The sequence below is a fragment of the Imperialibacter roseus genome (assembly GCF_032999765.1).
GTDB classification, from domain to species: domain Bacteria; phylum Bacteroidota; class Bacteroidia; order Cytophagales; family Cyclobacteriaceae; genus Imperialibacter; species Imperialibacter roseus.
Genome location: NZ_CP136051.1, coordinates 5597805 through 5624549, shown reverse-complemented (window position 1 = coordinate 5624549; position 26745 = coordinate 5597805). Strand labels below are relative to the sequence as shown.

General features: G+C 46.4%; 17 protein-coding genes. 8 read left to right on the top strand and 9 right to left on the bottom strand.

What is annotated here, in order from left to right:
• Positions 1 to 159: 159 nt before the first annotated feature.
• Positions 160 to 9243: an FG-GAP-like repeat-containing protein gene (locus RT717_RS23725; protein WP_317488826.1), complete on the top strand. Its 9084-nt coding sequence runs from the start codon at positions 160 to 162 to the stop codon at positions 9241 to 9243.
• A 95-nt stretch (positions 9244 to 9338) separates the two neighbouring features.
• Here the strand turns inward: RT717_RS23725 and RT717_RS23720 are convergent, their stop codons facing one another.
• Positions 9339 to 12233 carry a PAS domain S-box protein gene (locus tag RT717_RS23720; protein ID WP_317488825.1) on the bottom strand — a complete coding sequence of 965 codons (2895 nt, stop codon included), beginning with the start codon at positions 12231 to 12233 and terminating at the stop codon, positions 9339 to 9341.
• 231 nt (positions 12234 to 12464) lie between these two features.
• Between RT717_RS23720 and RT717_RS23715 the strand changes: the two genes are divergently transcribed.
• Both RT717_RS23715 and RT717_RS23710 read left to right on the top strand, forming a co-directional pair.
• Positions 12465 to 13181 carry a hypothetical protein gene (locus tag RT717_RS23715; RefSeq protein ID WP_317488824.1) on the top strand — a complete coding sequence of 239 codons (717 nt, stop codon included), beginning with the start codon at positions 12465 to 12467 and terminating at the stop codon, positions 13179 to 13181.
• A gap of 10 nt (positions 13182 to 13191) precedes the next feature.
• Positions 13192 to 14118, top strand: coding sequence for a carbon-nitrogen hydrolase family protein (locus tag RT717_RS23710; RefSeq protein ID WP_317488823.1), 927 nt, complete (start codon positions 13192 to 13194; stop codon positions 14116 to 14118).
• Positions 14119 to 14121: 3 nt separating this feature from the next.
• Here the strand turns inward: RT717_RS23710 and RT717_RS23705 are convergent, their stop codons facing one another.
• Entirely contained in the window at positions 14122 to 14448 is a 327-nt protein-coding gene (locus RT717_RS23705; protein ID WP_317488822.1) for a DUF6249 domain-containing protein, read from the bottom strand.
• A 114-nt stretch (positions 14449 to 14562) separates the two neighbouring features.
• Between RT717_RS23705 and RT717_RS23700 the strand changes: the two genes are divergently transcribed.
• Both RT717_RS23700 and RT717_RS23695 read left to right on the top strand, forming a co-directional pair.
• On the top strand, positions 14563 to 15138 hold the full coding sequence (locus RT717_RS23700) for an RNA polymerase sigma factor (protein ID WP_317488821.1): 576 nt from the start codon (positions 14563 to 14565) through the stop codon (positions 15136 to 15138).
• 21 nt (positions 15139 to 15159) lie between these two features.
• Complete coding sequence (locus RT717_RS23695; RefSeq protein WP_317488820.1) at positions 15160 to 15663, top strand: hypothetical protein; 504 nt, start codon at positions 15160 to 15162, stop codon at positions 15661 to 15663.
• A 56-nt stretch (positions 15664 to 15719) separates the two neighbouring features.
• Here RT717_RS23695 and RT717_RS23690 read toward each other — a convergent pair whose 3' ends face one another.
• The 4 genes from RT717_RS23690 to rbfA form a co-directional block, all read right to left on the bottom strand.
• Complete coding sequence (locus tag RT717_RS23690; protein WP_317488819.1) at positions 15720 to 15896, bottom strand: hypothetical protein; 177 nt, start codon at positions 15894 to 15896, stop codon at positions 15720 to 15722.
• A gap of 12 nt (positions 15897 to 15908) precedes the next feature.
• Positions 15909 to 18854 carry a DEAD/DEAH box helicase gene (locus RT717_RS23685; RefSeq protein WP_317488818.1) on the bottom strand — a complete coding sequence of 982 codons (2946 nt, stop codon included), beginning with the start codon at positions 18852 to 18854 and terminating at the stop codon, positions 15909 to 15911.
• A 197-nt stretch (positions 18855 to 19051) separates the two neighbouring features.
• Complete coding sequence (locus tag RT717_RS23680) at positions 19052 to 20275, bottom strand: FtsX-like permease family protein (protein ID WP_317488817.1); 1224 nt, start codon at positions 20273 to 20275, stop codon at positions 19052 to 19054.
• A 12-nt stretch (positions 20276 to 20287) separates the two neighbouring features.
• The gene (gene rbfA / locus RT717_RS23675) at positions 20288 to 20668 is read right to left on the bottom strand and encodes a 30S ribosome-binding factor RbfA (protein WP_317488816.1); all 381 of its coding nucleotides are present in this window, start codon (positions 20666 to 20668) and stop codon (positions 20288 to 20290) included.
• 85 nt (positions 20669 to 20753) lie between these two features.
• On the opposite strand from rbfA, the gene RT717_RS23670 reads away from it, so the two are divergent.
• Entirely contained in the window at positions 20754 to 22163 is a 1410-nt protein-coding gene (locus RT717_RS23670; protein WP_317488815.1) for a hypothetical protein, read from the top strand.
• Here RT717_RS23670 and rpiB read toward each other — a convergent pair whose 3' ends face one another.
• The 3 genes from rpiB to RT717_RS23655 are packed head-to-tail and all read right to left on the bottom strand — an operon-like array spanning position 22164 to position 24725.
• Positions 22164 to 22598 (bottom strand): ribose 5-phosphate isomerase B, encoded by a 435-nt coding sequence (gene rpiB, locus RT717_RS23665; RefSeq protein ID WP_317488814.1) that lies wholly within the window; start codon positions 22596 to 22598, stop codon positions 22164 to 22166.
• Complete coding sequence (gene tatC, locus RT717_RS23660; protein ID WP_317492379.1) at positions 22595 to 23413, bottom strand: twin-arginine translocase subunit TatC; 819 nt, start codon at positions 23411 to 23413, stop codon at positions 22595 to 22597. Before tatC ends, rpiB begins: the two co-directional genes overlap by 4 nt.
• 40 nt (positions 23414 to 23453) lie before the next feature.
• Complete coding sequence (locus RT717_RS23655) at positions 23454 to 24725, bottom strand: serine hydroxymethyltransferase (RefSeq protein ID WP_317488813.1); 1272 nt, start codon at positions 24723 to 24725, stop codon at positions 23454 to 23456.
• Between the two features lie 263 nt (positions 24726 to 24988).
• Between RT717_RS23655 and pheA the strand changes: the two genes are divergently transcribed.
• A complete protein-coding gene (pheA, locus tag RT717_RS23650) occupies positions 24989 to 26053 on the top strand; it encodes a prephenate dehydratase (protein WP_317488812.1) in 1065 nt (354 codons plus the stop codon).
• A gap of 142 nt (positions 26054 to 26195) precedes the next feature.
• Positions 26196 to 26711: a hypothetical protein gene (locus tag RT717_RS23645; protein WP_317488811.1), complete on the top strand. Its 516-nt coding sequence runs from the start codon at positions 26196 to 26198 to the stop codon at positions 26709 to 26711.
• The last annotated feature ends 34 nt before the right edge of the window (positions 26712 to 26745 follow it).

The following is a 26745-nucleotide window of genomic DNA, read 5'->3' as shown; positions in this document are numbered from 1 at the left end:
TACTCAATTAGGAGTATTGTTTAATTGTACGCTTATGAGTCAATTAGCTGTTCGACTGTGTACACAATTTGCCCCATCAGTCAAACTTTCGATGGCTTTGTGGTAAATAGTTTTTATTGTTACAATATCTTAAATTGTATTAGCGCTAGCCTGAGTATTATGCCAACCAAACCAAACACTCCCAAGACGAAGTATGCCTTTCTGGCAGTAGCAACTGTAGTTTTTTTCTTTTTGCTGATTTCCAAACCGTCGCATGTCAAGGCTCAGGCAACCTATGAGCCAGACTCACTGGTGATAAGAGAGCTATATGCCACGCTGGGTGGGGCAACCTGGACATCGGCTACCAATTGGGAAACATCGGCGAGCATAGGGACATGGCAAGGTGTCACCACGGCCTTTGACGGAGTCACGGGTTTCAACAGAGTAACCTCTATCTCCTTGCCTTCAAATAATTTGATAGGAACTCTTCCCTTTTCAATTGGAACCCTTGCAAACCTTTCAAACCTTGACCTTAGTTCTAACTCAATAAATGGCAACATTCCTGTCGAAATAGGCAACCTTACTTCATTGGCCTCATTAAACCTCGGAGGTAACCAACTGACGGGTGCGCTACCTACAGAAATTGGCAACCTCACAGCTTTGGTCGATTTCCAGCTTTGGAATAACCAGTTGTCAGGGCCACTGCCAACGTCGATTGGTAACTTAACCAATTTGACCTATTTAGATCTGGCTCCCAACCAGTTTTCGGGAACGATCCCAACTGAAATAGGGAACTTGGTGAATTTGGGCACTTTATGGCTGAATAATAACCAGTTTTCAGGAGATGTGCCGGCGTCATTGGTTAACCTTACTTCACTCACCGCCCTCTATCTGCAAGGCAATTCACTCACGAACTTACCTGATTTGTCCGGTATAGTATCACTGGCTACTTTGGATGTTAGCGACAACAATTTTCAATTCCTTGAACTTGAGCCTCATACTTCGATAGCAAGTTTCACTTATGCGCCACAAAAGGCATTTGGCGCACTTAACCCGACAGAGTTATTGTTGAGAACCACTGAGCCGCTAACACTCTCTTTTCCTGCCGTTGCAGGCACTGGCGTAACTTATCAATGGCAAAAAAATGCTGTGGACGTTGGTGGTCAAGTAGCCACTGCTCTTAACATCCCCTCCTTCACAGTGCTTGACACCGGTACGTACACTTTGCTGGCTAACCACCCCACTTTGACTTTATTGACTTTGGTATCTCAACCCAGAGAGGCGATGTTGGCCAATGAATCTTTGTTTCAGATTGATAACACCAATTCCATTTTTGGTGAAACCGTATCAGGAGTTGTTTACGGCCAGGCGTGGGCGGATTTTGATCAGGATGGGGATGAGGACTTATTTATAGGAACTCTTGACATCGGCGGCCCGGGGTCTGTAAACAAACTATACCAGAACAATGGAGACGGCACGTTCACCTCCATGTCGGCGGGCGCTATAACGACGGATTTGGCAGATGTGAGAAGCGCCACCTGGGGCGATATCGACAATGATGGATACCCTGACCTGTTTGTACCTGACCTAGGCTACAGGATAGGGGCTCCGGTGCCAGCCACTTCGGTTATATATGTAAACAATGCTGACAATACATTCACGTCGGTGCCCCTGCCTGTAGTCACCGATCTTGACAACATTGAAAGTGGGGCCTTTGGAGACTACGACAACGATGGTTTTATTGACCTTGCAGTGTTTGGTAGCTCTAATGTGTCAAGTCCTGTGACACTTTTTAAAAACAATGGGGATTTAACCTTTTCGGAGGTGCCGGGTGCATTCAATTTGCTATTAGGATCTTTGGGAACAATTTCCTGGATCGATATTGATAGCGACGGTTTTCTTGATTTGTTTCTTTCGGAAACAGCTGGCAGATATTATTTCCGGAACAATGGAGACGGAACTTTCACACAAAATACGACAAACCCACTAGTAACAGAAGCAATAACCAGCACCAGAGGTCATTCATGGGGCGACATCAACAATGATGGATTTGTTGATTTAGTGCAGTTAAGCCAGAATCCAGGATCCCAAACTACTTTTTTTATCAATGATGGTGCCGGGAACTTCGCATCTTCAGACGACCTGACGAGAACCGGAACAGAAATTATTGGGCGAACTTCCGCCCTTGAAGACATTGACAATGATGGCGACCTTGATCTAATGGTGATACAGTCAAGCAATGAACAACAGGTATATCTGAATGACGGCCTTGGTAATTTTACCCTGGTCACGCCATTGCAACAAAGCTTTTACACTGCATATACATTTGGTAGCCTTTCTGTTTCCGACTTCAACAATGATGGTTTTACTGATCTTGTGAATTTTTCAAGCACAAATGACGATGCATTCGTGCATATTGAAGACATACCAAGGGCGTATACAAATGTTACTAATGCAAATAACTGGACGAAGGTAAAGCTGAATGGCGTGGCATCCAACCGACAAGGAATCGGAGCGAAAATAACACTAGTTTCTGGGGCAGGGTCTCGTATCAGTACGGTGAAATCTGGATCTGGATTTGCTGTATCAAACTCGATGATCACCAAATTTGGTCTCGGAGCACAAACAGCAATTACCTCTGTCACTGTGGACTGGCCTTCAGGCAATACCGACGTAATTCTAAATCCGGGGATTAATCAAGTTTTGACCGTGACCGAAAATAGCACTGTACCAAAGGGGCTATTGGCCGGTACCAAGTCGGAAAATAGCATTGAACTGAAATGGACACCTTACCAATTTGCCAATGGGGGCTCTCTCTATTTGGAACGTGCTACCAGTGATGCAGGCCCTTTTCTGACAGTTGGTATACTTAGTGACACGATATCTAGTTATTCAGATGTTGGGCTGTTTGCCAACACTGTATATTATTATCGGCTCAAGCATGAAAACGGACTTACCGTATCTGCATATTCGCCGTCCGTTGTTACAGCCACTTTCACCACCGGCCTGCCCGACACCTGGAATATCCAACAGGAGTTCACAACCCCGGGTCGGCTAACCCTTCTTGATATGGCGGTGGACAGCCTGGGCAATACCTATCTGGCGGGAAATTTTGCAGGTACTTTGTTTTTGAATGGAGACAGTATTTACTCCAACGGCGCCAACGATGCCATTGTCATTAAAGTGAATAGTACCAAAACCATTGATTGGATAAAAACATTTGGAAGCCCTGCCGTGGATCTTGCCATTGACGTGGCCATAGGCCCTGGAGGGAGTATTTATGTGGGGGGTTACCATCGTGGGGCATTTACGGTGGACAGCCAGTCGGCACCGGCGCCGGTTGGTGGCGCACAGGATGGCTACGTTGCCCGCCTTTCGCCGGATGGAACGGTTACGTGGATCACAACCCTGGGCGCTCCCGGAGATGCTACCGTAAACAAAATTGCTACTGATGCCGCCGGGAACGCCTACCTGGCAGGTTACTATAACGGCGACTTCACATTTGGCGCCACTACTTTTAGCGGAGGAGGAGGAGGAGCGGCTCTGTTTAAAGTGGGCCCCGACGGCAGTAAAATTTTTGCACGTTTTGGTACACTTGTGGGCAATACCCGATTTGTCAACACTTTTAACTCGGTGGCAGTTAGCGGTAGTAATGTTTATGTTACCGGTGAAGTAGACGGCCAGTGGTCTTTTGAGGGCACGCCCATCACTCCCAATGCACTTAGAGATGCGGTGCTGATTAACTATGGGACCGACGGCTCTCTCAAATGGGTAAAAACCATGGCTGGGCCGGGAGAAGAGTTCGGCAACGAGGTGGTTGTTGATGCTGCCGGTAATGTTTTTTGGGCGGGAGACTTTGATGGAGGCGCAGCGACTGTCGACGCCGTAAGTGTTACTAATTCCGGAACGGGATACGATATTTACCTTACTAAGGTCAATGGCTCGGATGGAACGGTGCTGTGGGGTAAAAGTGCTGGCACGGCCAATGAAAACGACACACCATATAGCTTGACTACAGACGGAAACAGCGCATTCATAGCAGGCACCATGGGGTACGGTGCTACCAATTTTGACGCTTCCACTCTCGGCAATGGAAAGCTTTTCATAGCTTCCTACGGAACCGATGGTGCTGTGCGGTGGGTAGATAAATCAGAAGGCTCGTTCGGTCTCCCCTGGGGGCTGGAATATTCGCCTGTTGATCAGGGGATCCTAATGACAGGCTCTTTCGAATATACTCAGCGCTTTGGTGTCACTGACTTAACAGACAAGGGCAATAGAAATGGGTTTTTGGTTTTTCATAACGACTCTGGTTTGCCGATTCCGGCAGCGCCTGGTGCCTTTCAGGCATTTGCCACCTTCAATGGGCCGGTGAGTGCGAAGTGGGCCGCCGTGCCAGGTATAGCAAGTTATAGTTTGGAAAGAGCAGATGATTTCCTTGGTCCATATAGCCAGATAGCATCCTTGCCTGATTCGGTGCTAACCTATTCCGATGCATCAGTAGCCTCGGGACAGACCTATTACTACCGGTTGAGATCTCTGCAAGGTGTATATTCCGACTATACCTATACTGAAGAAGTATTTACGTTTTCGAATTCTTTGGCCGATTCCTGGGACAATACGAAGTTTTTTAAGGGACGGGGCAGGGAAAACTTTCTTGATATAGTCACCGACGCATCGGGTTATTCCTATTTGGTTGGTTATGCCACAGACACTACCACATTTGGAGCTCTGCAAGTCACCAGCAAAGGAGCACATGACCTTTTGGCTGTCAAACTTGATTCGCTAGGCAGCCCAGTTTGGGCAAAAAGTTTCGGCAGCACTGGAACCGATATTTTAGAGGGAGTTCAGATTGATGGACAGGGAAGTGTGTATGTGACGGGTTATTATAATGGTGCGATGGCCATTGGGGCAGATTCGCTCCCTGCTCTGGGCCATACGGACATGATAACCATTAAGCTCAATGCGGCAAACGGCGACGTTATTTGGGCCAAGCCGGCCGGCGGAAGTGGCGATTCCGGGGGACTGTCAGTCGCCGTCGATTCGGTTGGAAATGTTTTTGTGGCGGGCTATTTCAACGGTAGTCTTACTCACGGGGCCACAACCTTAAACGGAGGAGGTCATGCGCTATTGAAATATGACGCCAACGGGGCACCACTGCTGGCTTTGCAAGGGGCTTTGGTCTCCGCTCAAACATCCTTTGTTAACCAGTTCCAAAGAGTAAAAGTCAATAATGCCGGAGTATATGTTCTGGGGAAATACAACAACGACTGGACTTTTGGCGGACTTCCTGCCACGGGCATTGGTGGAACAGACCTTTTTGTAGCTCACTACGACCTCGCAGGAAACATACAATGGCTTCGATCTATAGGTGGTACAGGCGACGATGAGGCCAGGGACATTGCCCTTGATGCAAATGGAGATGTGTTGGTGTTGGCCTTCCCCAAAAGCAGCTCGATTTCGATAGACACGATAACTGTAAGCCAAAATGGGCAATTAAACTTGATTGCGAAGTTGAGCGGCAGCACAGGTGCGGGCATATGGGGGAAAACTTTTGGAACGCCACAAGGAAGTGACTACCCGTATAAAATAGCCTCAGACCCCACAGGCTTTTTTGTGGCAGGTGCAATGGATATTGAACCGACACAGTTTGGAGGCCCGGTTGTCAATGGAGGCCTTTTATACCTTGCTTCTTTTGATACCAATGGCACTATTAAATGGGCAGATGCCGGTGAGGGAGAGCTATATTCCTGGGCAATGAATTACTCAGCCTATCATAATGCGGCTGTTGTGGCAGGCGGGGTGCATTTTAATGCACAAATTGGGTCAGCAAAATTTGAAGGAGTTGAAGAAAGGGATCTATTCTTCAGCATGCACGGTCAGTCAGCTACGCCACTGGCTCCTGCTATCAGCAGGGCTGTTGCCGCAAACACCACGTCTGCCTATATCGAGTGGACGCCAGTAGTTGATGCCTCTTCGTACCTCGTGCAGGCCAAGCTTTTAAGCGCAACTGCTTTTTCAAATGTCAAGGTGGTACCCTCCGACACATCACAGGTGCTCGTAAAAAACCTTTTGCCTGACAGTGTTTACAATGTGAGGGTAATTGCCTACGGACAAAGTGTGAGCCAGTCGGCCGTGTCAGCTGCCGTGAATGTTACAATGTCCTGTGGGGCACTTCCTTTATCGGATGGAGATTATCTGGTGAAGTATGGTGCAAGAAAAAGAGACGGGGTAATCATACCAAGTGAGGAGTCATATGCGGCCATTTATTCAACAGGGCCCGGCACCTACATCGTTAATGGATTAACGGGCGGCTACTACAAGAAGTATTTCGGCTCGGCGGCGGTTATTGACACACTTAGCAGAGTATGCAACGTGGCATCAAAATCCTCCCTTACAGACCCTACCGGAATTTTGGCGTCTGTGTCCTCCGTTGTTTATGCGCCCGATACATTGTGGATGGAGTACAAAACCGCAAGTGGTGATTGGCTTAATTTGCGCTTTTTCAAGACGGCCAGCCAAATGGACTCAACGGATCGGGCGGCTATAGTTAAGTTGTATGACACTACCGGTGGCGATACCTGGACGAACAAAACCAATTGGAAGTCGGCTTTGCCGGTTGGTTTCTGGCATGGCATAAAGACCTCTAATGGCAGAGTAGTAGAAATCGATCTTCCCGGAAACAATTTGATAGGGGAGCTGCCCGCCGAGCTATTTGCCATGGATTCTCTACGCATATTGAACCTGGGAGCCAACCAATTGACCGGATCCATTCCTTCAAGCATTACGGGGATGAAAAGGCTCGAAATGCTGTACCTGAATGACAACCGAATAGGCGGCGAGATTCCGGATGACATCGGTCTGCTTCAGTCACTCAGCGCACTTGATTTGGGGCGAAATCAGCTAATAGGTGGTCTGCCAGCATCAATTGGCAACCTCACCAAACTGGAATCTATTTTTGGAGTGATGGGCAACCAAATGGAAGGAATAATACCACCTACGATTGGGAACCTCAATAAACTGAAGGTTCTTGCGCTTGATGCTAATCAGTTTGATGGATCGATACCAGCAGAAATTGGTAATATGGCCGCCCTGGAGGCGCTGTATCTGCATCAGAACAAGCTCACTGGTGCATTGACCGACTCGATTGCCAAGCTTAAAAGCTTGAAGTCGCTCTACCTCTTCGACAATCAGCTTGAAGGTTCGGTGCCAGCAGGAGTTGCTACCATGGACAGCTTGCAGATTCTTATTTTGCAGCAGAACCAATTCACGTTCGTGCCAAACCTCACTGGGCTGGCCAGTCTCGACACGCTAAATATCTCAAATAACAAGGTTGGCTTTGGATCCATAGAGCCAAACCTGGCTGTGAATGGCTTTGTGTACAGCCCGCAAGGAAGGTTTGGGCTCCCACTCGATACGTTGCATAGCGCAGGTGATCCGTTCCTGTTTGAGTTAGAAATGGGAGGTTCCACGAACAGCTACCAGTGGTTCAAAGATGATGCGGAGGTTGCTGGTGCGGTAGAACAAGACTATTTTATAGCAAGTACGACAGAGAACGATGAAGGCACCTACTTTGCCCGGGTAGCCAATGCATCGGTGCCAGACCTTGTGCTGGACACAGATGAGTACGTGTTGAAGATTTCCTCCCGTAAAAGAGACAGTTTAGCCCTGGTGGCTATCTACGAGGGAACCGACGGCCCTAACTGGATAAATAAGACCAATTGGCTCGAGGGAGAGTTGTCTACCTGGGCCGGGGTAACGCTCAAGAATGGAAGAGTGAGCCAGCTTAATTTGCCAAACAATCGCATGGTTGGCCCTATGCCAGCTGCGATCAGAGACATTGGCGAGCTAGCCGTAATTAATCTTTCTAACTCTGCTCCTTCGTTCGACCCGGCAATAGACAACCAGATCAGGTTTCTTCCTGACCTTAAGCGATTAGACAGCTTAACCTCTGTGGATTTAACAAGAAATAGACTCGGCTTTGTCAGCATCGAAACAAACCTGGCTGCCCTTGGTGACAAGTTCTTATTCAGTCCGCAGCGCAGGTTTGGTGAAACCCGATACGACAGTGTCCCTGTCGGGCAGGCTCACAAGGTTGCGATTGAGGTCAGCGGTCTTACCAACAGCTATCAGTGGTACTTTAACGACCAGCCTATTGAAGGTGCAACAAAGCGATTCCACATTATCGACAATGTTAACTACGATAAAATGGGGTCATATTTTGTCGAGGTGAAGAGCCCGAAAGTGCCTGATTTTAGCATTCGAAACAGAAATCAGAACGTGCTGGCCACAACAACGATCTCTGGTTCGATAAATTCAGCTTTCGATCAAAGCCCATTGACCAGCGGCGTCGCTATTGTATACAAAATCAAAGACGGCCCCTACGACTCCATTGCAGCAGCACAAGTGTCGCCTGAAGGGGCGTTTATAGCTGAAAAAATTGTGCTTGGTGATTACATCATTATTGCCAAGCCGGATTTAGAGTTGTTCCCCGACGCTCTGCAAACCTATTATTCAAGCACTATAGACTGGATACAAGCGGATACATTAAGAGTAAGGAATACGGTTACTGGCTTAGCCATTTCTCTGTTAGGCACCCCTCCACCCCTAAATGGTGATGGTGTGATTGGCGGGTCACTTGAATCGGATTTACCTGACAATACGATTCCGGATGAGGAAGCTCGAATTCTTGACAGAAAGCGTGTTGCCGGGGCTGGGGTAAGCTTGAGCCGCCAGCGATTCAGGGCAAAGGGCAATGAGTTCGACTATGATTTTGTAGCGTATACTGTGACAGATGAAGAAGGGAATTTTAGTTTTGGCACACTGACTGACGATACATATTTGATCAATATTCAGTACCCGGGTGTTCCAATGGATCAGAGTTCTGATATTCTGCTAACACTAGGCACACAGACGGATTTCAACGAGATTTCGGTGGCTGCACTTGTGACCCCCGAAGGAATTGTAGTTGACAAAGTATCCGTAAAAGGGATTGCAGCTCCATTCCTTCGTGACCTCAACGTGTATCCTAACCCAGGCGATGACATCATCAATCTCGACTATTTCGTAAGAAGAAAGGTTGAAAGCCTTAACATGAGGGTGACGGATATGACCGGTAGAGAGCTGATGTTACATGCCCTTCCATATAGCCAAGGGCCTCAAAGAACAGCAATGGATATATCTGGACTTACACCGGGAATGTATATTCTGGTTATTTCTGATGAAGCTGGAAGCTTCACTGAGACATGGAGGATTCAGAAAAAATAGAAAAGTGATCGACTTTACCTGTTTGCATGCTGAAAAGGCAAAGGTTTCTATGAGACATAATTAACAAGCAAGGCCACGCTGTGTGGCCTTGCTCGTTATGCCACATGATGCAAAGTCCGGACGGGCATGGTATAGTCCATTAGCAATTGATGCAAATGGGCCGGATTAAATGGCTTCATCATCACGTCATTCATTCCAGCTGCATATACCCTGCCTTCAACTTCTTTTCTTGTGGAGGCAGTTAGGGCAATTATCGGTGTATCACAATTGAAATTACTTGTTCCCCTGATTTCGTGGCTAGCGTGGTAGCCATCAATAACCGGCATTTCAAGATCCATAAGAATAATGTCAAACTTCTCCCGGTTAGCTAGCTCAATGGCTTCCTTGCCGTCGCTTGCCTGCTTGAAAGTGACGTTCCATTTTTTCAGAAAACGATCTAGGACCAATTGATTGATTTGGTTGTCGTCAACCGTAAGAACACGGATTTCTTCCAAAGATTCAAGTAGGTGGGTCATATGCTGGTCGTTTTTAATTGATTGATTTGTCGTTTTTAGTGGGATATCGAAGTAGAAGGTAGAACCTTGATTGTTCTTACTCTCAACCCATATTTTGCCGCCCTGCTGCTCTACAATCATCTTGCAGATGGCCAGGCCAAGGCCCGTTCCACCATACTTTCGTGACGTGGAGGCATCTGCCTGGCTGAACTTTTCAAAGATGATTTGAAGCTTGTCTTTGCTCAGCCCAATGCCATTGTCGGTCACTGAGAACCTGATCCAAAGTTTGTTGTTGTCTTGACGAAGCAGTTTTGTGGCTACTTTAATCTTTCCTTTTTCAGTAAACTTGGTGGCATTGCCAATGAGGTTATTGAGCACCTGAACAATTCTGTGCAGGTCACCTTCAAGCAGCGTCGGAAGCTTCGTATCGCCCTCGAACTCGATAGTGTTTCCCCGTTCCTGCACTTTGAATTTCATTGAATGCACCGCCTTGGCCACTTCTTCATTGAACTTGAAGGGGATGTTTTCGAACTGGATGTTCTCCGTTGATATTTTTGAAAAATCAAGGATGTCATTAATCAGCGTGAGTAAGTTTTCTGCAGAGTAGTGGAGCGTTTGAAGAAGCTCCACCTGGTCTTTGCGAGGATCCTCATCCATAAGGATCTTGCTCATGCCAATTACAGCATTGAGCGGTGTCCGTATTTCGTGCGTCATAGTCGACAGAAACTGCTCTTTGGCCATTGACCCCTCTTCAGCATTTTTCTTTGCTTCCAGGAGTTTGGTTTCAGCAGCTTTTCTCTCGCTCACATTATTTTCGATTGATATGAATTTTATCAGCTCACCATTTTCGCTGAATACAGGGTTTATCTGTATTTCTACCCAATACGCTTCGCCTCGCTTGTTGTATTTGATGATTTCTCCTCTGAAGCTTGCGCCAGAGTCGAGCGCCTCGTTCATGGCTTTTCTAACCTGCGCATCGGATTCCGGACCCTGGAGAACTTCTGCTGGCCTTTTTCCTTTCATTTCCTCCAGGCTGTATCCTGTCATTGTAATGAATGCTTCGTTGACCCATTCCACTAGCCCATTCTTGTCGCTTATAATGGTGCCGGAGCTCGAATATTGAGCCACCATAGCAAGCTCTTTAAGTGCTTCTTCGTTTCTCTTCCTTTCGGTAATATCGATTAGGCTGCCGATGACTTTATGTAAACGGCCGTTTTCTAATTTGGGCTCAGCGACTATTCTGGCCCATTTGGTGGCATGCCCGGCAACGGTGAGTTGGGCCTCAATATCGAAACTGATATTTTTGTGGTACACGTCGCTATAGGCTTTAGCAATTTTTTCGGCTGACTCTTTCGTGAACAATTTCAGTATTTCAGGCATGCCGGGAATTTCGCCGCTTTTGAACCCTAGCAGCTCGGCCAAACTGTCTGTATATGTACTTCTTCCCGACACTACGTCGGTCTCCCAGCCACCAATGTGTGCCAGCTGTGTCGTTTGCTTAAGTACTTCGTTCAGCCACTTTTGCTCGGTCACGTCTCTAAGAATGGCCTGGGTTTGAATATGCGCTCCTTTTTCGTCAGATATCTTCTGTATAGCCGCTTCCAGCCAAACGTAGTTGCCAGTTTTGGTTCTTACCGAGAAGTCGATGTTGGTACCTTCAGTAGCCAATCCTTTGGCACTGGGGTCTATAAACAGCTTGATGTTTGTACCTATTACCTCAGAGGGTTGGTAACCTAATATGGCCTCTACTGCAGGCGAAACGTAGGTGATATCTCCCCGCATTGAACAAAGCAGGATAATATCTTTTGAATGTGTAGCTAACAGTTTGTAGATGTTTTCTTGCTCCGTGATATTGTTCTTGATCAGCTTAAGGCTGCTGGTCGAAAGGCTGGAAAAAGGGTTTTTTTCCTTTGAAGATGACCTAAGCAAGGCATCCAACACGGTTTGTACCTGACGAACTTTTAAAATTGTTGACCCAAGTCCGAAGGCAATGGCAAATATTCCCAGAGTTGTGAGCACAATCCTGACGGGCAGGTGGGCAAGAGTGATGTCGCTGACAACGGCTTGAAGGGCGGTGGTCGTTAGCAGTAAAAAGGGAACAGAGAACCAAAGAATCAGGGAGTTTCTCTGTTTATTACCAAATAAGAGGGAAGAAATCCCGATGAGCAGGACGAAGAAAAGAATTTGAACAATCAGGATATCTTCGAATGCGTAGCCGATAAGTATTGCAAAGAGATTGGCATTGAATAGCGAAGTGTATCTTTTCCATATTCTTCCCTTCAGATTAGTGTAAAACGTAAGAGAAAGGTGGATCAGGCTGATCAGAAAGAAAGTAAAAGCTGGGTCGTTGTTGCCTGAAAGAAACAGTGTCAGGGCTACAAAGGTGTTAATGGCGCCAAAAAAGTAATTGATAATATTGGTGGTTACAAAGGCCTTTGAATCCTTCGCAGCCATCGGGCCTTTTTTCTCGTAACCGTTTAAAATTTCAACTAGCATAACCAGAGAGAGTAAAGTATAATCCAAAAGTAACGGGTAGCAGTCTCTCAATTTTCGGAAGCTGCCACCTCCCCTTACATGTATGTTTTTTTCTACAATTCAATCGAAAAGCAACCCTTCTATGCGGTCAAATGGTCACTATCAGCGCCTATAATTGGATTAATTCAATATTTTATATGATCTAAGTAATAGGATGAAATGTTTGGTTTTTGCTACTTTTGACATATAACTATGAGAAAACTTCTTTTTGCGCATGAAAATCTTTCCGGGCCTGTTGTGGCGGGGTTTGTATTGACCTTGATTTTCCTTGTCCAGACTGCGCTTTTCGCACAAAATCAGGTAGTTGAAAAACATTTTGGTATGATCGGGGAGGCAAGTCTTCAGCAGCTTCGCACGGCTTGCATCAAGGGTCGCTACGTCCCGCTCACCATGGAGCCGGTCACCTTTGTGGCCTATCTTAAGTTTCCGGATAAGATAAAGATTGAGTGGACACAGGGTAGAGTCAAGTGGACGGACACCTATGCCAATGGAAGGGCTGTCAGCAGGCAGGGTGGTGTTACTACGGAGTTGGAGGGAAAGGAATCATTCGACCTGTTTTGGATGCTAAGGTCAACGTCGCCTTTGCGGGAGGCAGGAAATGGCCAATTCAGTTTGTCCGCCGAAAAATGGAATAACAGGGAATTTTACAAGCTCGTAACTGACACCGAAGAATCACAATTGGAGTTTTTAGTTGATAAAGGAACCTACGAAATAGTGCTCGAAAGAATTATCAGTGTGTCAAAGTCGTCAAAAAAAGACGTGCAGGAAATCAAATACCTCAGATACATGGACCTCGGGGGCGTGAAAGTACCAGCGGTGTTTGTGATGGACACGGAAGATGGCAGTGCCGATCTGATCTACGACGAGGTGCTTTTGGGCTACCCCCTCAACGATAGCTTTTTTAACTGACAGCGGTCAAATGAAAGTAGCCATTATTCAACACGCCCCCGAGTATCTTGACAAGAAGCGGAGTTTGGAAAAAGCGCTTGTGCTTATAAGGGAGGCGGCCAGCGGTGGAAATGTGTTGGCCGTTTTTGGCGAAAGCTGGCTAAGCGGCTACCCAGCCTGGCTCGACTATTGCCCGGGTGCTGCACTGTGGAACCACGAGCCAACAAAAGAGGTCTTCGCAAAAACCCATGAAAATGCGATAGTGATCGACGGGCCTGAAATGACTGTTTTACAACAGGCTGCGTCCGACCTCGGTATAGCTATATGTATCGGAATCAATGAGAAAACCGGCAGCGGAAGCGCCAATGGAACGTTGTATAATTCAATGGCTATTATTAGCCCGGCGGGTGAGCTGGTTGTGCACCACCGAAAGCTGATGCCGACTTTCACGGAAAAATTGATCTATGGCGTCGGTGATGGAAACGGATTGCGGTCAGCTGAAGTGGCCGGTGCAAGAGTAGGCGGGCTCATTTGCTGGGAGCATTGGATGCCACTTACCAGACAAGCCATGCACGAAACAGGCGAGCAGGTTCACATTGCGTTGTGGCCCACGGTACACGAAATGCACCAGGTAGCCAGCCGTCAATACGCTTTTGAGGGCCGGTGTTTTGTGCTGGCCGTTGGGCAGATACTGAGAGCAAAAGACATTCCCGCAGCCTTTGAGCTTCCCGAAGAATTAAAAGCCAACCCCGAAAGCTTGCTCCTGAAAGGTGGGAGTTGTGTGGTGGGGCCTGATGGATTTTACATCCGGGAGCCTATTTTCGATTTGGAAACTACGATTGAGGTAGAGTTGCCCTTGCGTGAGACTATAAAGGAAAAAATGACCCTTGATGTAACGGGTCATTACAAACGAGAAGATGTTTTCGACTTCAAGGTAAACAAGAAAAGGAACCAATAGATACTATTGGTTCTCCTTCTGCTCCATTTTGTGTGAGATAAAAAGCCCGGCTCCTCCAAAGATAAAAATCATGGAAAAATAGGCTACCTCTTCGTCTCTGAAGAAGCCTTCAATAAGCCCCCCAAATAAAATTCCGCAGCCTACACCAATAAACAACAGCCCAAATTTAAGCGCAATGCTATTGGTTGACTTCCCTCTGAAAATATTGGGGTCGGCGCCTTTTTCAATGGCGGCTAGTCGCTCGTCGTTTAGAAACTTCCTCCAAAAGATAATGGTGATAGCAATGGAGGTAAACAACGCTAATGGGATTAATACTTCCGGTCCGTGCATATTATTTTAAGTTTTGATTTGCCCCTATGACGCCCCACTCTTTGCAGCGGTTACAAATGAAAACTTATTATTTTTTTCGGTAACTTCTGTAATCAAAGATGCGTCATAGGGGCGGTGTCAGAAACTAGTTATACAGAAGAGGAGCTAATCACCTTTATCAAAAAGGGCGAGTCTGCCTACTTTCGCCATTTGGTAGACAGGCACAAAAGCTATGTTTACACGCTTGCCCTCAGGGTGGTGTGCTCACATGAAGATGCTCAGGAGGTGGCACAGGACTCTTTTATCAAGGCCTACAACAATATTTCATCGTTCAAAGGAGACGCTAAATTCAGCACATGGCTTTATAGAATTGTTTTTAACACTGCTATAAGTAAAAAGAGAAAAAAGAGACTACCTGAAACAGATATTGAGAAGGCTTCTGGCGTTTTGGATGCGGACGGCATGAACTCCAGTGAACTGTTGTCGCAAAAGGAGAGGAGGGCCTGGATCAATAAGGCGATTGAACGGCTGCCTGAGGATGATGCGTTTTTGATTACACTATATTACTTTCAGGAACTGACGCTGGAGGAGATAGAAAAAGTTACTGGGTTTGCCCCCAACAATGTTAAAGTAAAAATTTTCAGGGCACGAAAAAAGCTGGCCGAATGGTTGGGCAAGTGCTTGCAGGAGGAAATAACCTCATTGACCTAAAAAGAAAAGGCAATGGAAAACATGGAAAAAAGATTATTCGACTATTTAGAAAATAAACTTCCAGCCGCTGAGAGGAAAGAGCTGGAAAAGCAAATAAGCAAGGACAACGTTTTGCAAAAGCAGTTGATAAGCATGCAAAATGCCGACAAGCTCATGGCCAGGCATAACATGATGGAGCTCGATGATGTATTTTTCACCGATGGCATCATGAATAGGATAGAGGCCGGAAAGGCCAGGGCCAGTAAAAGCAATCGCCTTCTTTGGATGGCACTGGGGATTTTTGCAGCTATGTTCGCTGCTGTACTGAGCATACTGCCTTTATTTCAGGAAACGGTACAGAGCCCATCTGTAAAGCCCGATTACCTTCCTGAACTCCCAGCGTTCGACTTTGCTCCTATGCTCGAAGCAATCGACAATCCAGCGCTGATTCAGCTCGTGGTGATTGCCACGGCCATTGCTGTGTTGCTGGTGGCTGATAAATTTTTAAGTGGGAAATTCAAACCTAACCTGCCGTCTCTCTTTTAGCTTCGAGCTGCCGGTTGCGGAGGGGCAGGTCAGAAAATATTACCGAAGAGCATTCATTAGCTCCCACAGCCCACGCACTCAAACTCAGAGTTGCTCGGGCGAACTCCTTCAAGTGTCATTTTGAGGTTGTGGATTTTGTCCCTGATCTCCATGTCCTGAAACATGTCGCCGGTAAGCTTGCCTTCCAGTGTTGCGATTTCGCCTTCAACGGCGGTTTTTTCCTGATCAGTCATTACTAGTGGTTTTTAGGTTAATAGATTCTGGATATCTTCTTTTGAAAGATTTTTTACAAAACTCTCTTCGGTGCTAATTAATTCCGTAGCCAGCTTCATTTTCGACTGCTGAAGCGCCAATATTTTCTCCTCCACAGTGTTCTTCGTGATGAATTTGTAGGTAAAAACCTTGTTTTCCTGCCCAATTCTGTGCGCTCTGTCCACAGCCTGTGCCTCCACGGCCGGGTTCCACCAGGGGTCGAGGAGGAACACATAATCGGCCTTTGTTAGGTTGAGGCCCAGCCCGCCAGCTTTTAGGGAAATCAGAAACACCTGAATAGATGGATCATTTTGAAACTTCTCGACTTGCGCTTGTCGATCCTTCGTTGATCCATCGAGATAACAATAGGTAATTCTGTTTTCCTTCAGGTAATTTTCCAGCAAAGCCAAATGTTTCACGAATTGACTAAAAACCAAAATTTTATGGTCTTTGCCTACCGCTGTTGCCAGCATGTGGGTCACGTCCTCCATCTTTCCTGAGTCGCCACCATAGTCGGGATCAACGAGCTTGGGGTGGTTGGCTATCTGCCGGAGCTTTGTCAGGCCCTGTAGCAAAATCATGTGCGACTTGTTGACGCCATCCGTTTCTATCTGATCCATGATTTTGTTTCTGAACAGTGACTTGGCTGTTTCATACTCCTCTTCCTGCATGGCAGTCATGGTGCAATACTGAACGTTTTCAACTTTCTCAGGCAGCTCAGTAGCCACCTGGTTTTTCTTCCTCCGCAGAATAAACGGTTTTATAATGGCGTAAAGCTTCTGAACCTTCTTTTCGTCGTTCTTTTTTTCAATAGGGTTAAGGAACTCATTTTTGAAAAATGCCTGATTTCCCAAAAGTCCGGGGTTGATAAAGCTCATTTGCGACCACAAGTCCAGCGTAGTGTTTTCGACTGGTGTTCCCGTCAGAATAAGTTTGTGCTTCGATCGAAGTTTCTTCACCGACTTGGCAATGTTGGAAGAAGGGTTCTTAATGGCTTGAGACTCATCAAGTATAATGTAGTTGAAGTAAAACTTTTCCAGCAAGTCGATGTCAAGCCGCACGATGCCGTAGCTGGTGAGCACCAGGTCGTAGTCAGCAAATTTGGTTACATCTTTCTCTCTTTGTGTGCCTGTGTAGTTCAGCACTTTGAGGCCGGGAGTAAACTTTATTGCTTCTTTTTCCCAGTTGTAGATAAGCGATGTGGGCATGACAAGCAAGCTGGTGCCGGTGTTGCCGTTTTGTTCTTCTTTCACGGCTTGAAGCATTGCGAGCGTCTGCACGGTTTTGCCCAGGCCCATGTCGTCTGCCAGGCAGCCGCCAAAGTTGTAGCTGTTGAGGAACCTTAGCCAATTGAACCCAGCTTTCTGGTAGGGTCTTAACGTGCCCTTAAAATGCAATGGGGCCGGGAAGTCCTCGATCTCCTCAAAGCCCCGCAACTTCTCCAGTTTTCTGCTGAGTGTAACGGTAGCCAGGTCGCTATTGCTCAACTCCTTAACCAGCGCCAGGTGATGTTTTTTGAGTGAAACGGCACTTCCGTCAGCTTTGCCATCTTCGGCAAAATTGAAAAGCTCTGAATATTCCGTAAACCAGGCTTCGGGGATAACGGCGATTTCCCCATTGGGGAGCCTGATTTCCCTTTGCTTCCGAATGATATGCTTTCTGATGGTTTGAAACGGTATTTCAAACTCCCCGAACCGGACCGTGGCAAAAATGTCGAACCAGTCAATGTTTTCTCTTACCTCAATCGAGATTTGTGAAGTACCGATAAAGTACCGCTTGTCTCCCTTTTGGTTTTGCTGGAGCTTGACTCCAAGCTCTGCCAGCTTTGGGGCGGTAAAGGACATCCAACTGAACGCTTCCCCTTTGTTCAGGGTGGCCTTTGCATGCTTCAACTCCAGCCCCGACTCTTTCAATAGGGCGATAATTTCCCGTTCTCTTGTCAGGTCACGGTTGACCCTGTGAAATGTGTAATCGTCTCCGTTTTGCTCTACCGACACACTCACTTCTGTCAGATTTTCAGCTTTGAATTTGTACGGGCCGTATTGAAAGACGAGCTCAAAAAGCATTTTTTCATCGTTGGGATCACCTGCCACAGCCACATTGCCCTCGTCGGAAAAGAGTGATAACTCTTTTGTTGACGCAAGTTCAGAAAAAGTGATGACAGCCTTTGGAGGGAAGCTAACAGTGTTGATGGTAAAGCCTTTGGCATATACGTCAAAAGCTGCAACGAGAGGAGCGACGAATTTCCTGTAGTAAGTATCCTCCACCGACTTGGGGATCACAATAAACTTTTTGTTTAAGAACGGGAGCAGTTTGTGACCATCTACTTCTTTTTTGAAGGTGAACAGCATATTGTCCATCACCATCCAGGCAGGCTTTTTACTTACGATGTAGGCCCCCTTGTTGTTGAATTCAAGCTTTTCGCCGTTCAATTTTAATGTTGGGAAATAGTGGGTGTTGTCCTCATTCCGCCTAAAGTGGAAGAGAACAGTTGCCGGTTCGTCCTGCCATTCCAGCTTTTTCCAGGCAGGGTCACCATCTCGCCCCATTTCGTACACCTCCTTGTTCACCATCAAGGGCAGTAGTTTTCCTCTCCTTCTTTCCAGGTACTGCTCAATTTCCTGCTGTAGTAGCTTGTTTCCTTTTTCGGTGTCGTAGGTTTTCAAAAAGAATTCAGCCGGCTTGATCTTTTTTTTATGAAAGTGACTCACCACCGCATCCTGCTGCATCGAGTCCATCGTCTTTATGAGTTCGTAATCGACTTCGTCCAGCCCGGAAGCAAACTCCTGTGCGTTCTTGAAGGAAATATTTTGAGAAGCCAAAGAAAGCCTGCCTTTTTCATCTACTTGTACCACGAACGATTCCGCCAAATAGCCGAGGTACTCGTGCTGGAACAGAGAATAAATTAATTTGAATGGTTTTGCTGGTGAAACGTTCATTAATAGATTCAAAAAATTTTCAAACCTGAAAACTAACCATTATCGGTCAAATAAGCATCAAAATTCTGTAATCTGTTTGACTCTAAAATCAACGAAGTTTCCCCAATCAGTTGAAAACTAAAACATTGATAGCCTTATTCGTGAAGCACCCGAGAGCGATTCATTTTATATACGGCAAAAATGAACCGCTGATGGGTTCACAAGTCAGCGATAAACTTTGATTTGCTGGCCAGGTAGGCGGGTCTGTAGGAGGCAAGCAAGGTGACCAGGATAGAAAGCACTGCAGTAACGGCAACGTCCAGGGGATCGATGAGCACAGGATAGGCGTCTACAATAGAGCTTTGCATACCCAAAGAAACAACTCCAAACTGCTGCTGAAGATAGCTTAAAGTAAGGCCCAGCACGAGGCCGATAGAGGCACCGATAAGTCCGATCAGTGCACCTTCCGACACGAAGATTCTCCTGATAAGCTTATCTGTGGCACCAAGCGCATAGAGGATCGCCACATCTCTTTTCTTTTCAAGGGCAAGCATGGAAAGCGAGAAGAAGATATTAAATGAGGCGATGGCCACAATAAACGAGAAGGTGAGAAAAACGAAAAGTTTCTCCCACTTCAGTATTTTAAACAGATCGGAGTGTTGCTCTTCTGAAGTTTGGATTTTGAATTGGCCACCAAGTAGTTTTTGTAAAGCCGGCTTCACACCTTCTGGCGTGAAACCCTCCTGCAGTTGCAGCTCCAGGCTTGTTCTCTTGTTGCCAAACTCGGTTAGGGTAACAGCGAAATCTAGCGGAACGAAGATGTATGTCTCGTCGTACTGCTTCTCAATCGCAAAAAAGCCACCTGGCATAATGCTTTGCTTATTGAAATAGCTGGATGGGCTTAACGAACCCGGGTTTACATTTTTTGGATAATGAAGCTGTAATGCCAGGAAATCGTTGTTGGCTGAAATAGAAAGAGCGTACTGAATACCACGACCAATGATAGCCCTTGGAGCGTTGTCTTTTTTAAGCAGGAGCTCGCCCTGAACAAGGTGCTCATCAAAGCGGTGGTTACTAATGAAATTGTCGCTAACACCCTTTATTTTGGCCACCATGTCGGTGTCGTTGTAGGAAATGAGCACAAAGTCTTCGATTACTTCCGACACTATCGACACACCCGGAACGGCCGCTATTGAATCAATCAGGCTTTTGTTGGCTACAAAACTTTTCCCCTTTGAAGCCTCTACTTTTATCTGCGAGTCGAATGTGCCGTACAGGTTTCTGAGAATATCCTCCAGCCCATTGAAAAATGACAGACCGATGATCAATGCCATGGTGCCAACGGCCACCCCCACCATAGAAATAATGGAGATGATATTGATGAAATTCTTCTTTTTCTTGGTGACGAAATACTTCCTGGCGATGAATAGAGGTAGATTCAAAGTAGTAGTTCGTTAATCTTCTGTATCGTCAGTTTCGTCCGCCGGTGGAATCTCAAGGCTGTTGATCAAACTATCCATCTTGTGAGCATGATCCTCAGTGTCATCAATAAAGAAAGCAATTTCAGGAATTATTCTTACCTGTTTGCCGATCCTTTGGCCAAGCAGCTTACGAACCTGGCTCTTGCGTTCGTTGATCTGTGCCAGCATTTCGTTTCTGTCCTCTGCCATGAATATACTGAGGTACACTTTGGCAAAGCCGAGGTCTGGGCTCATTTTCACCAGCGTAATGGTGATAAAGGCCTTTCCAAACATGTGTTTTGTGTCACGCTGGAAAATTTCCCCTAATTCTTTCTGTATTAAGCGGGCGTATTTTTGTTGTCTGGTGCTCTCCATAAGATGGCAAATATCCGCATTATTTTGCACAATCGGCGTTATAACACGTATTTTCGTGGCAAGACAATAACCTTGAGAAAATCCGTTGCTATCTTTTTTTAGAATAAACGACCCTTACCGCCTCATTTTTGTGCTGCTACTTTTGGTGCTGGTAAGGCTGCCATTTTACATTTGGGGAATTCCACTCACGTTGCCGGAGCTGCACTGGAGGCTTATTGGGGAGGCAATGGCTCAGGGTGGCCACCTTTATCTCGATATTTGGGACGACATCGGGCCGCTGTCAGGCGTCATGTATCAGGCGATCTTCTACCTGTTTGGCGACTCCCGCTGGCCTTACTACGTCATCTCTGCTTTGCTGGTAATTATTCAGGCTGGGCTATTCAATCAGGTGCTGCTCCGGAACAAGGCCTACAAGGAAAACACCTACGTGCCTGCATTGTTCTACATGATGTACATGAACCTTTCGTTCGATTTCATCACGCTACCGCCAATTCTGTTCAGTATTACGTTCATCTTGTTAGCGATCAACAATATTTTCCGGCGCATAGACAACAATACCCGGGATGAGCTTTTTCTGTACACAGGGCTTTACTTGGGCATTGCAGTATTATTCTATCTGCCACTACTTCCCTTCCTTTTTACCACAGCTTTATCGCTGGCCCTCTTTACGGGATCCATACCACGGCGGTACATCCTGCTCTTTTTTGGTTTTTCGGTATTGATTTCTGTTAGCTATGCCTACTACTATTGGTTCGACGCCGTGGATGAGTTCCACACGCAGTTTATGAAAGGACTTTGGAGAACGAGAAAGCATTATTTGATGTCCTCGTTTCAGCTTTTGGTCATCGGCGGATCCTCACTGTTGATCCTTGTGGTCTCTCTATTTCGGATTTACACCAAAGCGAGATTTGCCAACTATCAGGTAAAATTTCAACAGGTCATGTTCATCAATATTATTGCCGGGTTCATCACGCTGGCTATTTCAAACCAAATCGTTCCGCAGCTGCTCCTGATTTTTGTGCCCCCACTAGCCTTTTTTACTGCTCACTATATATTGGAAATGAGGCGGAGAATTTGGGCTGAAATATTTACTACTTTGGTTTTTGTTTTGGTGCTCGGCTGGAGCTATGCAATGTTTAAGCTGCCTGCCAGGCTCAGTGAGACAATTACTTACGATGCATATTTCGCTCAAAAGGAGTTGTTGCCAGCCAGCTACTCAGGCAAGAAAATATGGGTAATTGGCGATAAGGAAAGCTACTACGAAAGCGCCGTATTGGGCAGTAAATACCTGAACTGGAACCTGAGTGAGGAGGAGGTAACACAACTCGATTTTTACAGCAATGTTGAAAACGTATTCAACAATATCGATCAAATCCAGCCCGAGGTAATCGTAGACCTCGAAGGCCTGATGCCTAAGTTAATAAATCGGGCACCTGCTATAGGCGAAAGATATGAGAGCGTGGAGGGGACGAACCTCTACATAAGAAGGGAGTAGTCAACAGCTTATTTTGCCCACCCTTCGTTCGTGTCTGCCTCCCTCGAATTTAACTGAAAGAAAAGCCTTAACCATTTTTTCAGCTTCTTCATAGTCAACGAATCGCTCTGGCATGCACAATACGTTGGCATTGTTGTGCTGTCTGGCGAGCGCAGCTAGTTCTTCTTTCCAGCAAAGGGCTGCTCGTATTTGCTGGTGTTTATTGGCTGTCATGGCCACACCGTTGCCACTGCCGCAAATAAGGATACCAAAATCAGATTCATGACTTTCGACGGATGTGGCTACAGGATGAGCGAAATCCGCATAGTCTATTGAATCAGCACTGTGGGTGCCAAAGTCCTTTACTATGTGACCTTCACGTCGCAAAAAGGCAAGTATCTTTTCTTTGTAACCGAAGCCAGCATGATCAGCTCCCAGGGCAATTTTTAAGCTCATGATTTCGGGTTTCGTTTCAGCGCTTCTTTTGCTTCTTCTCTCGCTTCTCTGCGTTTGATTCTCTTCGAAATATAGATACTCACTTCATAAAGCCCGACGATCGGCAGCGAAACAAGCATTTGGCTAAAAGGGTCTGGTGGAGTAATCACAGCGCCAACAATGAAAATAACAACAATAGCATGTCTTCTGTAGGTGATCAGGAATTCCGGTGTTACAATTCCGGCCTTTGTTAGGAAATACATCACAATCGGAAGCTGGAAAATCAGCCCGCTTGAAAGTACCAACGTCACTACCGTGGAAACATAAGAGATAATATCAAACTCGTTGAGAATGGATGGATCCAGCTGATAGTTGGCAAGGAAGTACACTGACACTGGCGTCACTATAAAGTAGCCAAATAGCACGCCAATCATGAAAAGGAAGCTCACAAAAAAGGTGGCCCCACGGGTCAAATTTCTTTCATGTGAGTAAAGTCCAGGCGCTACAAAACGCCAAATTTCCCAAAAGGCATAAGGGAAGGCACAAATAAGCCCCACTACCAGTGAGGAGGTGATGTGCATGGTAAACTGCCCGGTAAGCTGTCGGCTTTGGATAATGAAAGGAAGCTCATTGATGCACAGGGCATCAATCTTAACAATCTCGGAGAGCTTGCAAAGCATTCTGTACGACCAAAAGTCAGTTTTGGACGGGCCAAGAATCAGCACGCCAAATATGAAGCCCTTGGAAACAAAGGCTGCCACGGAAAAAACCAATACTGATGCTACTGAACGCACCAGATGCCACCTGAGCTCTTCCAGGTGGTCGATAAACGACATTTCTTTCTCTTCACTCTCCGCCACGGCCGGTATAGTTTAATTATTTGTAAAGTGGGAAGTTGCTCATCCAGCTATTTACCTCCTTCTTGATAGCGGAAAGTTTGGACTCATTTTCATGGTTCATCAATGCGTCGTCCACCAGTTCGGCGATTTTCAGCATGTCATTTTCTTTGAGTCCTCTTGTGGTCATGGCCGCAGTTCCGAGCCTCATGCCCGAGGTTACAAACGGAGACTTGTCGTCGAAGGGAACCATATTTTTGTTGATGGTAATATCTGCTTTAATAAGGCCATTTTCAGCCTGCTTGCCGCTTAAGTTTTTAGGGCGCAGGTCGATCAGCATCATGTGGTTGTCGGTGCCATCCGAAATCACTTTGTAACCTTTGTCGACAAATGCCTGAGACATTATCTTCGCATTTTTTTGTACCTGCAGCACATAGCTCATGTAGTCGTCCGACAAAGCTTCCTGAAAGGCAATCGCTTTGGCTGCTATCACATGCTCCAGTGGGCCGCCTTGCGTGCCAGGGAAAACACCGCCGTCCAGCAGCGAAGTCATCATTCTCAAGTCGCCTTTAGGCGTTTTCAGCCCAAACGGATTTTCGAAATCCTCCCTCATCATAATCATGCCACCCCTTGGGCCCCGCAGTGTTTTGTGAGTGGTGGTAGTTACTATGTGGCAATAGTCAAGCGGATCGTTGAGCAAACCCCGGGCAATGAGCCCCGCAGGATGTGATACATCTGCCAGCAATAGGGCACCTACTTGATCGGCGATGGCCCTGAGCCTTTCGTAGTCCCAGTCTCTGCTGTAAGCTGAAGCACCACAAATCATCAACTTAGGTTTTTCTTTTTTTGCTGTAGCTTCCACCACGTCATAGTTGATGACGCCGGTTTCCTTTTCAACGCCATAAAAATTGGCCCGGTACAGCTTGCCTGAAAAGTTGACGGGGGATCCGTGAGTTAAATGCCCACCATGTGAGAGGTCAAACCCAAGGATAGCGTCACCGGCATTAAGCACTGCCAGCATCACAGCGGCATTTGCCTGAGCCCCTGAGTGGGGTTGCACGTTGGCCCAGGTGGCGCCAAACAATTCCTTTGCACGCTCAATCGCAAGAGTTTCTATTTCATCAACGACTTCACACCCACCATAGTATCTTTTACCAGGGAGGCCCTCGGCATATTTGTTGGTTAACACGGTACCCATCGCCTCGATTACCTGCGGAGAAGCAAAGTTCTCAGAGGCTATCAACTCAATGCCGTCTTCTTGTCTTTTCTTCTCTTTTTGGATGAGGTCAAAAATCAATGTATCTCTCTGCATTTCAGGAATTGTTTGCGGCCAAAGTTAGCGCAAGCAGTAGAATTTACCAATTGAAATACCAGACGTATTACAATGCCTTTTTTAGCATGCGACAACCAAAAGAAATATGCCTTGACGAAGCCCGCCGTTTCGGCCAACTGACACAGCTGCTATATGTTGTTTTACCCAAAAAAAACGTACATTTTTGTTCCCATTTCAAAATAAAGGCAACATCCGCACAGCGCATACCTGTTGGATCAGGAATTAATTATAAGGCAAAGGACATGGCACTAGAAGAATACCGGAAGCAGATAGATGACCTCGACAACAGGATTTTGGACTTATTAGCTCAGAGGATGGAAGTGGTGAAGCAGGTCGGCGATTTAAAAAGAAAGACCAAGGCCACGATTTACCGCCCCGAAAGAGAAAAGGCGATCATCGACAGGCTTGACAAAATGAACAAAGGCTTGCTCAACAGGGCGGCCATTGAGGCCATCTTTCTTGAGATTTTCGCAGTAGCGAGGAATCTGGAGCTGCCCGAACGAGTGGCTTACCTGGGGCCGGAAGGAAGTTTTACCCACCAGGCAGCAGAAAGCCGGTATGGGGCAATGAGCACTTACACTTCACTTAACTCCATTGAAGCGGTGTTTGAAACCGTTAAGAGCGATAGGGCGAGGTTTGGCGTAGTGCCTATTGAGAATAACCAGGAGGGTGTGGTGCAGGAAACCATTGACCTGCTTGGCCGCTACGACCTTAACATCATTGCCGAGCTGCCTTTGGCCATCCACTTCGCTTTTGCCACTGAAGAAGAAAACCTGAAAAGCATTAAGAAAATTTATTCTAAAGACATTGCTTTCAGGCAGTGTAGTGCTTTCATCGAGGACCACTTCGACAAAGGAGTGGAACTGGTGCCGGTCAACTCTACGAGCACGGCTGTAAAAATAGCCAAGGAAGAAAAAGGTGCGGCGGCCATTTGCGCTCACATTGCAGCCAAGGAATATGACCTTCCGATACTGTTTGAGAACATTGAAGATTCCGGAGAGAACTCTACCCGGTTCATCATTCTTTGCAAGGGCCATTTTAACGAGCCAAGCAACAACGACAAGACATCCATTTTGGCACGCCTGGAAGATAAGCCTGGAGCTTTGGTTACGTTCCTGCAAGAATTTCACAAGGCCAAGATCAATCTTTGCAAAGTTGAGAGCCGGCCAGCTAAAGAGGGCTCTAATTTTAAGTATATTTTTTATATCGACTTCGATGGCCATTTCAATGATAGACGGGTCCAAAAGGTGGTGAAGAACTACTGGCACAACATTAAGTGGTTGGGCAGTTATGTGAAGCTGGTTTAGTCAAAAAAATAGTGCCGTTGGAAAGAACGAAACGTACTTTTGGATCGTTTTAAACTCATCTGGGAAATATTTGAGGCCTCAAATTCCAAAGCGTGACAAACAGCCACGCTTGCCTGGAAAAGAACACAAAAAAACCATCGAAATGAAAAAGTTATCAATGCTGGCCGCAGTGGCTATAGCTTTTGGAATTGTGGTTGAGGCCAGTGCCCAACAAATTGAAATAGGCAAGAACACCAAAATTGAGAGGAGCGAAGTGCCCATTCGAATCCTCAAAAGCCTGGAGAATGAATTTCCGGAAACGAGTAATTTCCAGGATCAAACCTGGTACCTGCACTACATGGAAGGCAAGGGCAGCGTGACGGCAAAAGTGTATAAGGTAGTTATCGAAAACAGTGAGCTGGATTTCACAGCGTACTACAAACCCGATGGGGGGTTTGAAAAGGCTAATGAAATAAAGAAGCACGCCCAACTGCCCGAGGCAGTAGAAGCTACGATACACTCGCAGTATAGCAATTGGAAGGTGGTTGATCGAAATGAAATCATCTCGGTAGGCAGGTTCAACCGTGATAGGTTTGAGATACAGCTGGAAAAAGGCAACCTGGAGCGCCTGATTGTGGTATCGCCCGATGGCAAGGTGATCCGGGACAGGCATTCATGATAAGGCGAAGAAATCAGATCAATAAAGGGGGCGA

Coding starts and splice junctions, on each gene's coding strand:
- RT717_RS23725 (WP_317488826.1), top strand. CDS start 160: ATGCCAACCAAACCAAACACTCCCAAGACGAAGTATGCCTTTCTGGCA.
- RT717_RS23720 (WP_317488825.1), bottom strand. CDS start 12,233: ATGCTAGTTGAAATTTTAAACGGTTACGAGAAAAAAGGCCCGATGGCT.
- RT717_RS23715 (WP_317488824.1), top strand. CDS start 12,465: ATGAGAAAACTTCTTTTTGCGCATGAAAATCTTTCCGGGCCTGTTGTG.
- RT717_RS23710 (WP_317488823.1), top strand. CDS start 13,192: ATGAAAGTAGCCATTATTCAACACGCCCCCGAGTATCTTGACAAGAAG.
- RT717_RS23705 (WP_317488822.1), bottom strand. CDS start 14,448: ATGCACGGACCGGAAGTATTAATCCCATTAGCGTTGTTTACCTCCATT.
- RT717_RS23695 (WP_317488820.1), top strand. CDS start 15,160: ATGGAAAAAAGATTATTCGACTATTTAGAAAATAAACTTCCAGCCGCT.
- RT717_RS23690 (WP_317488819.1), bottom strand. CDS start 15,896: ATGACTGATCAGGAAAAAACCGCCGTTGAAGGCGAAATCGCAACACTG.
- RT717_RS23685 (WP_317488818.1), bottom strand. CDS start 18,854: ATGAACGTTTCACCAGCAAAACCATTCAAATTAATTTATTCTCTGTTC.
- rbfA (WP_317488816.1), bottom strand. CDS start 20,668: ATGGAGAGCACCAGACAACAAAAATACGCCCGCTTAATACAGAAAGAA.
- rpiB (WP_317488814.1), bottom strand. CDS start 22,598: ATGAGCTTAAAAATTGCCCTGGGAGCTGATCATGCTGGCTTCGGTTAC.
- tatC (WP_317492379.1), bottom strand. CDS start 23,413: ATGTCGTTTATCGACCACCTGGAAGAGCTCAGGTGGCATCTGGTGCGT.
- RT717_RS23655 (WP_317488813.1), bottom strand. CDS start 24,725: ATGCAGAGAGATACATTGATTTTTGACCTCATCCAAAAAGAGAAGAAA.
- pheA (WP_317488812.1), top strand. CDS start 24,989: ATGGCACTAGAAGAATACCGGAAGCAGATAGATGACCTCGACAACAGG.
- RT717_RS23645 (WP_317488811.1), top strand. CDS start 26,196: ATGAAAAAGTTATCAATGCTGGCCGCAGTGGCTATAGCTTTTGGAATT.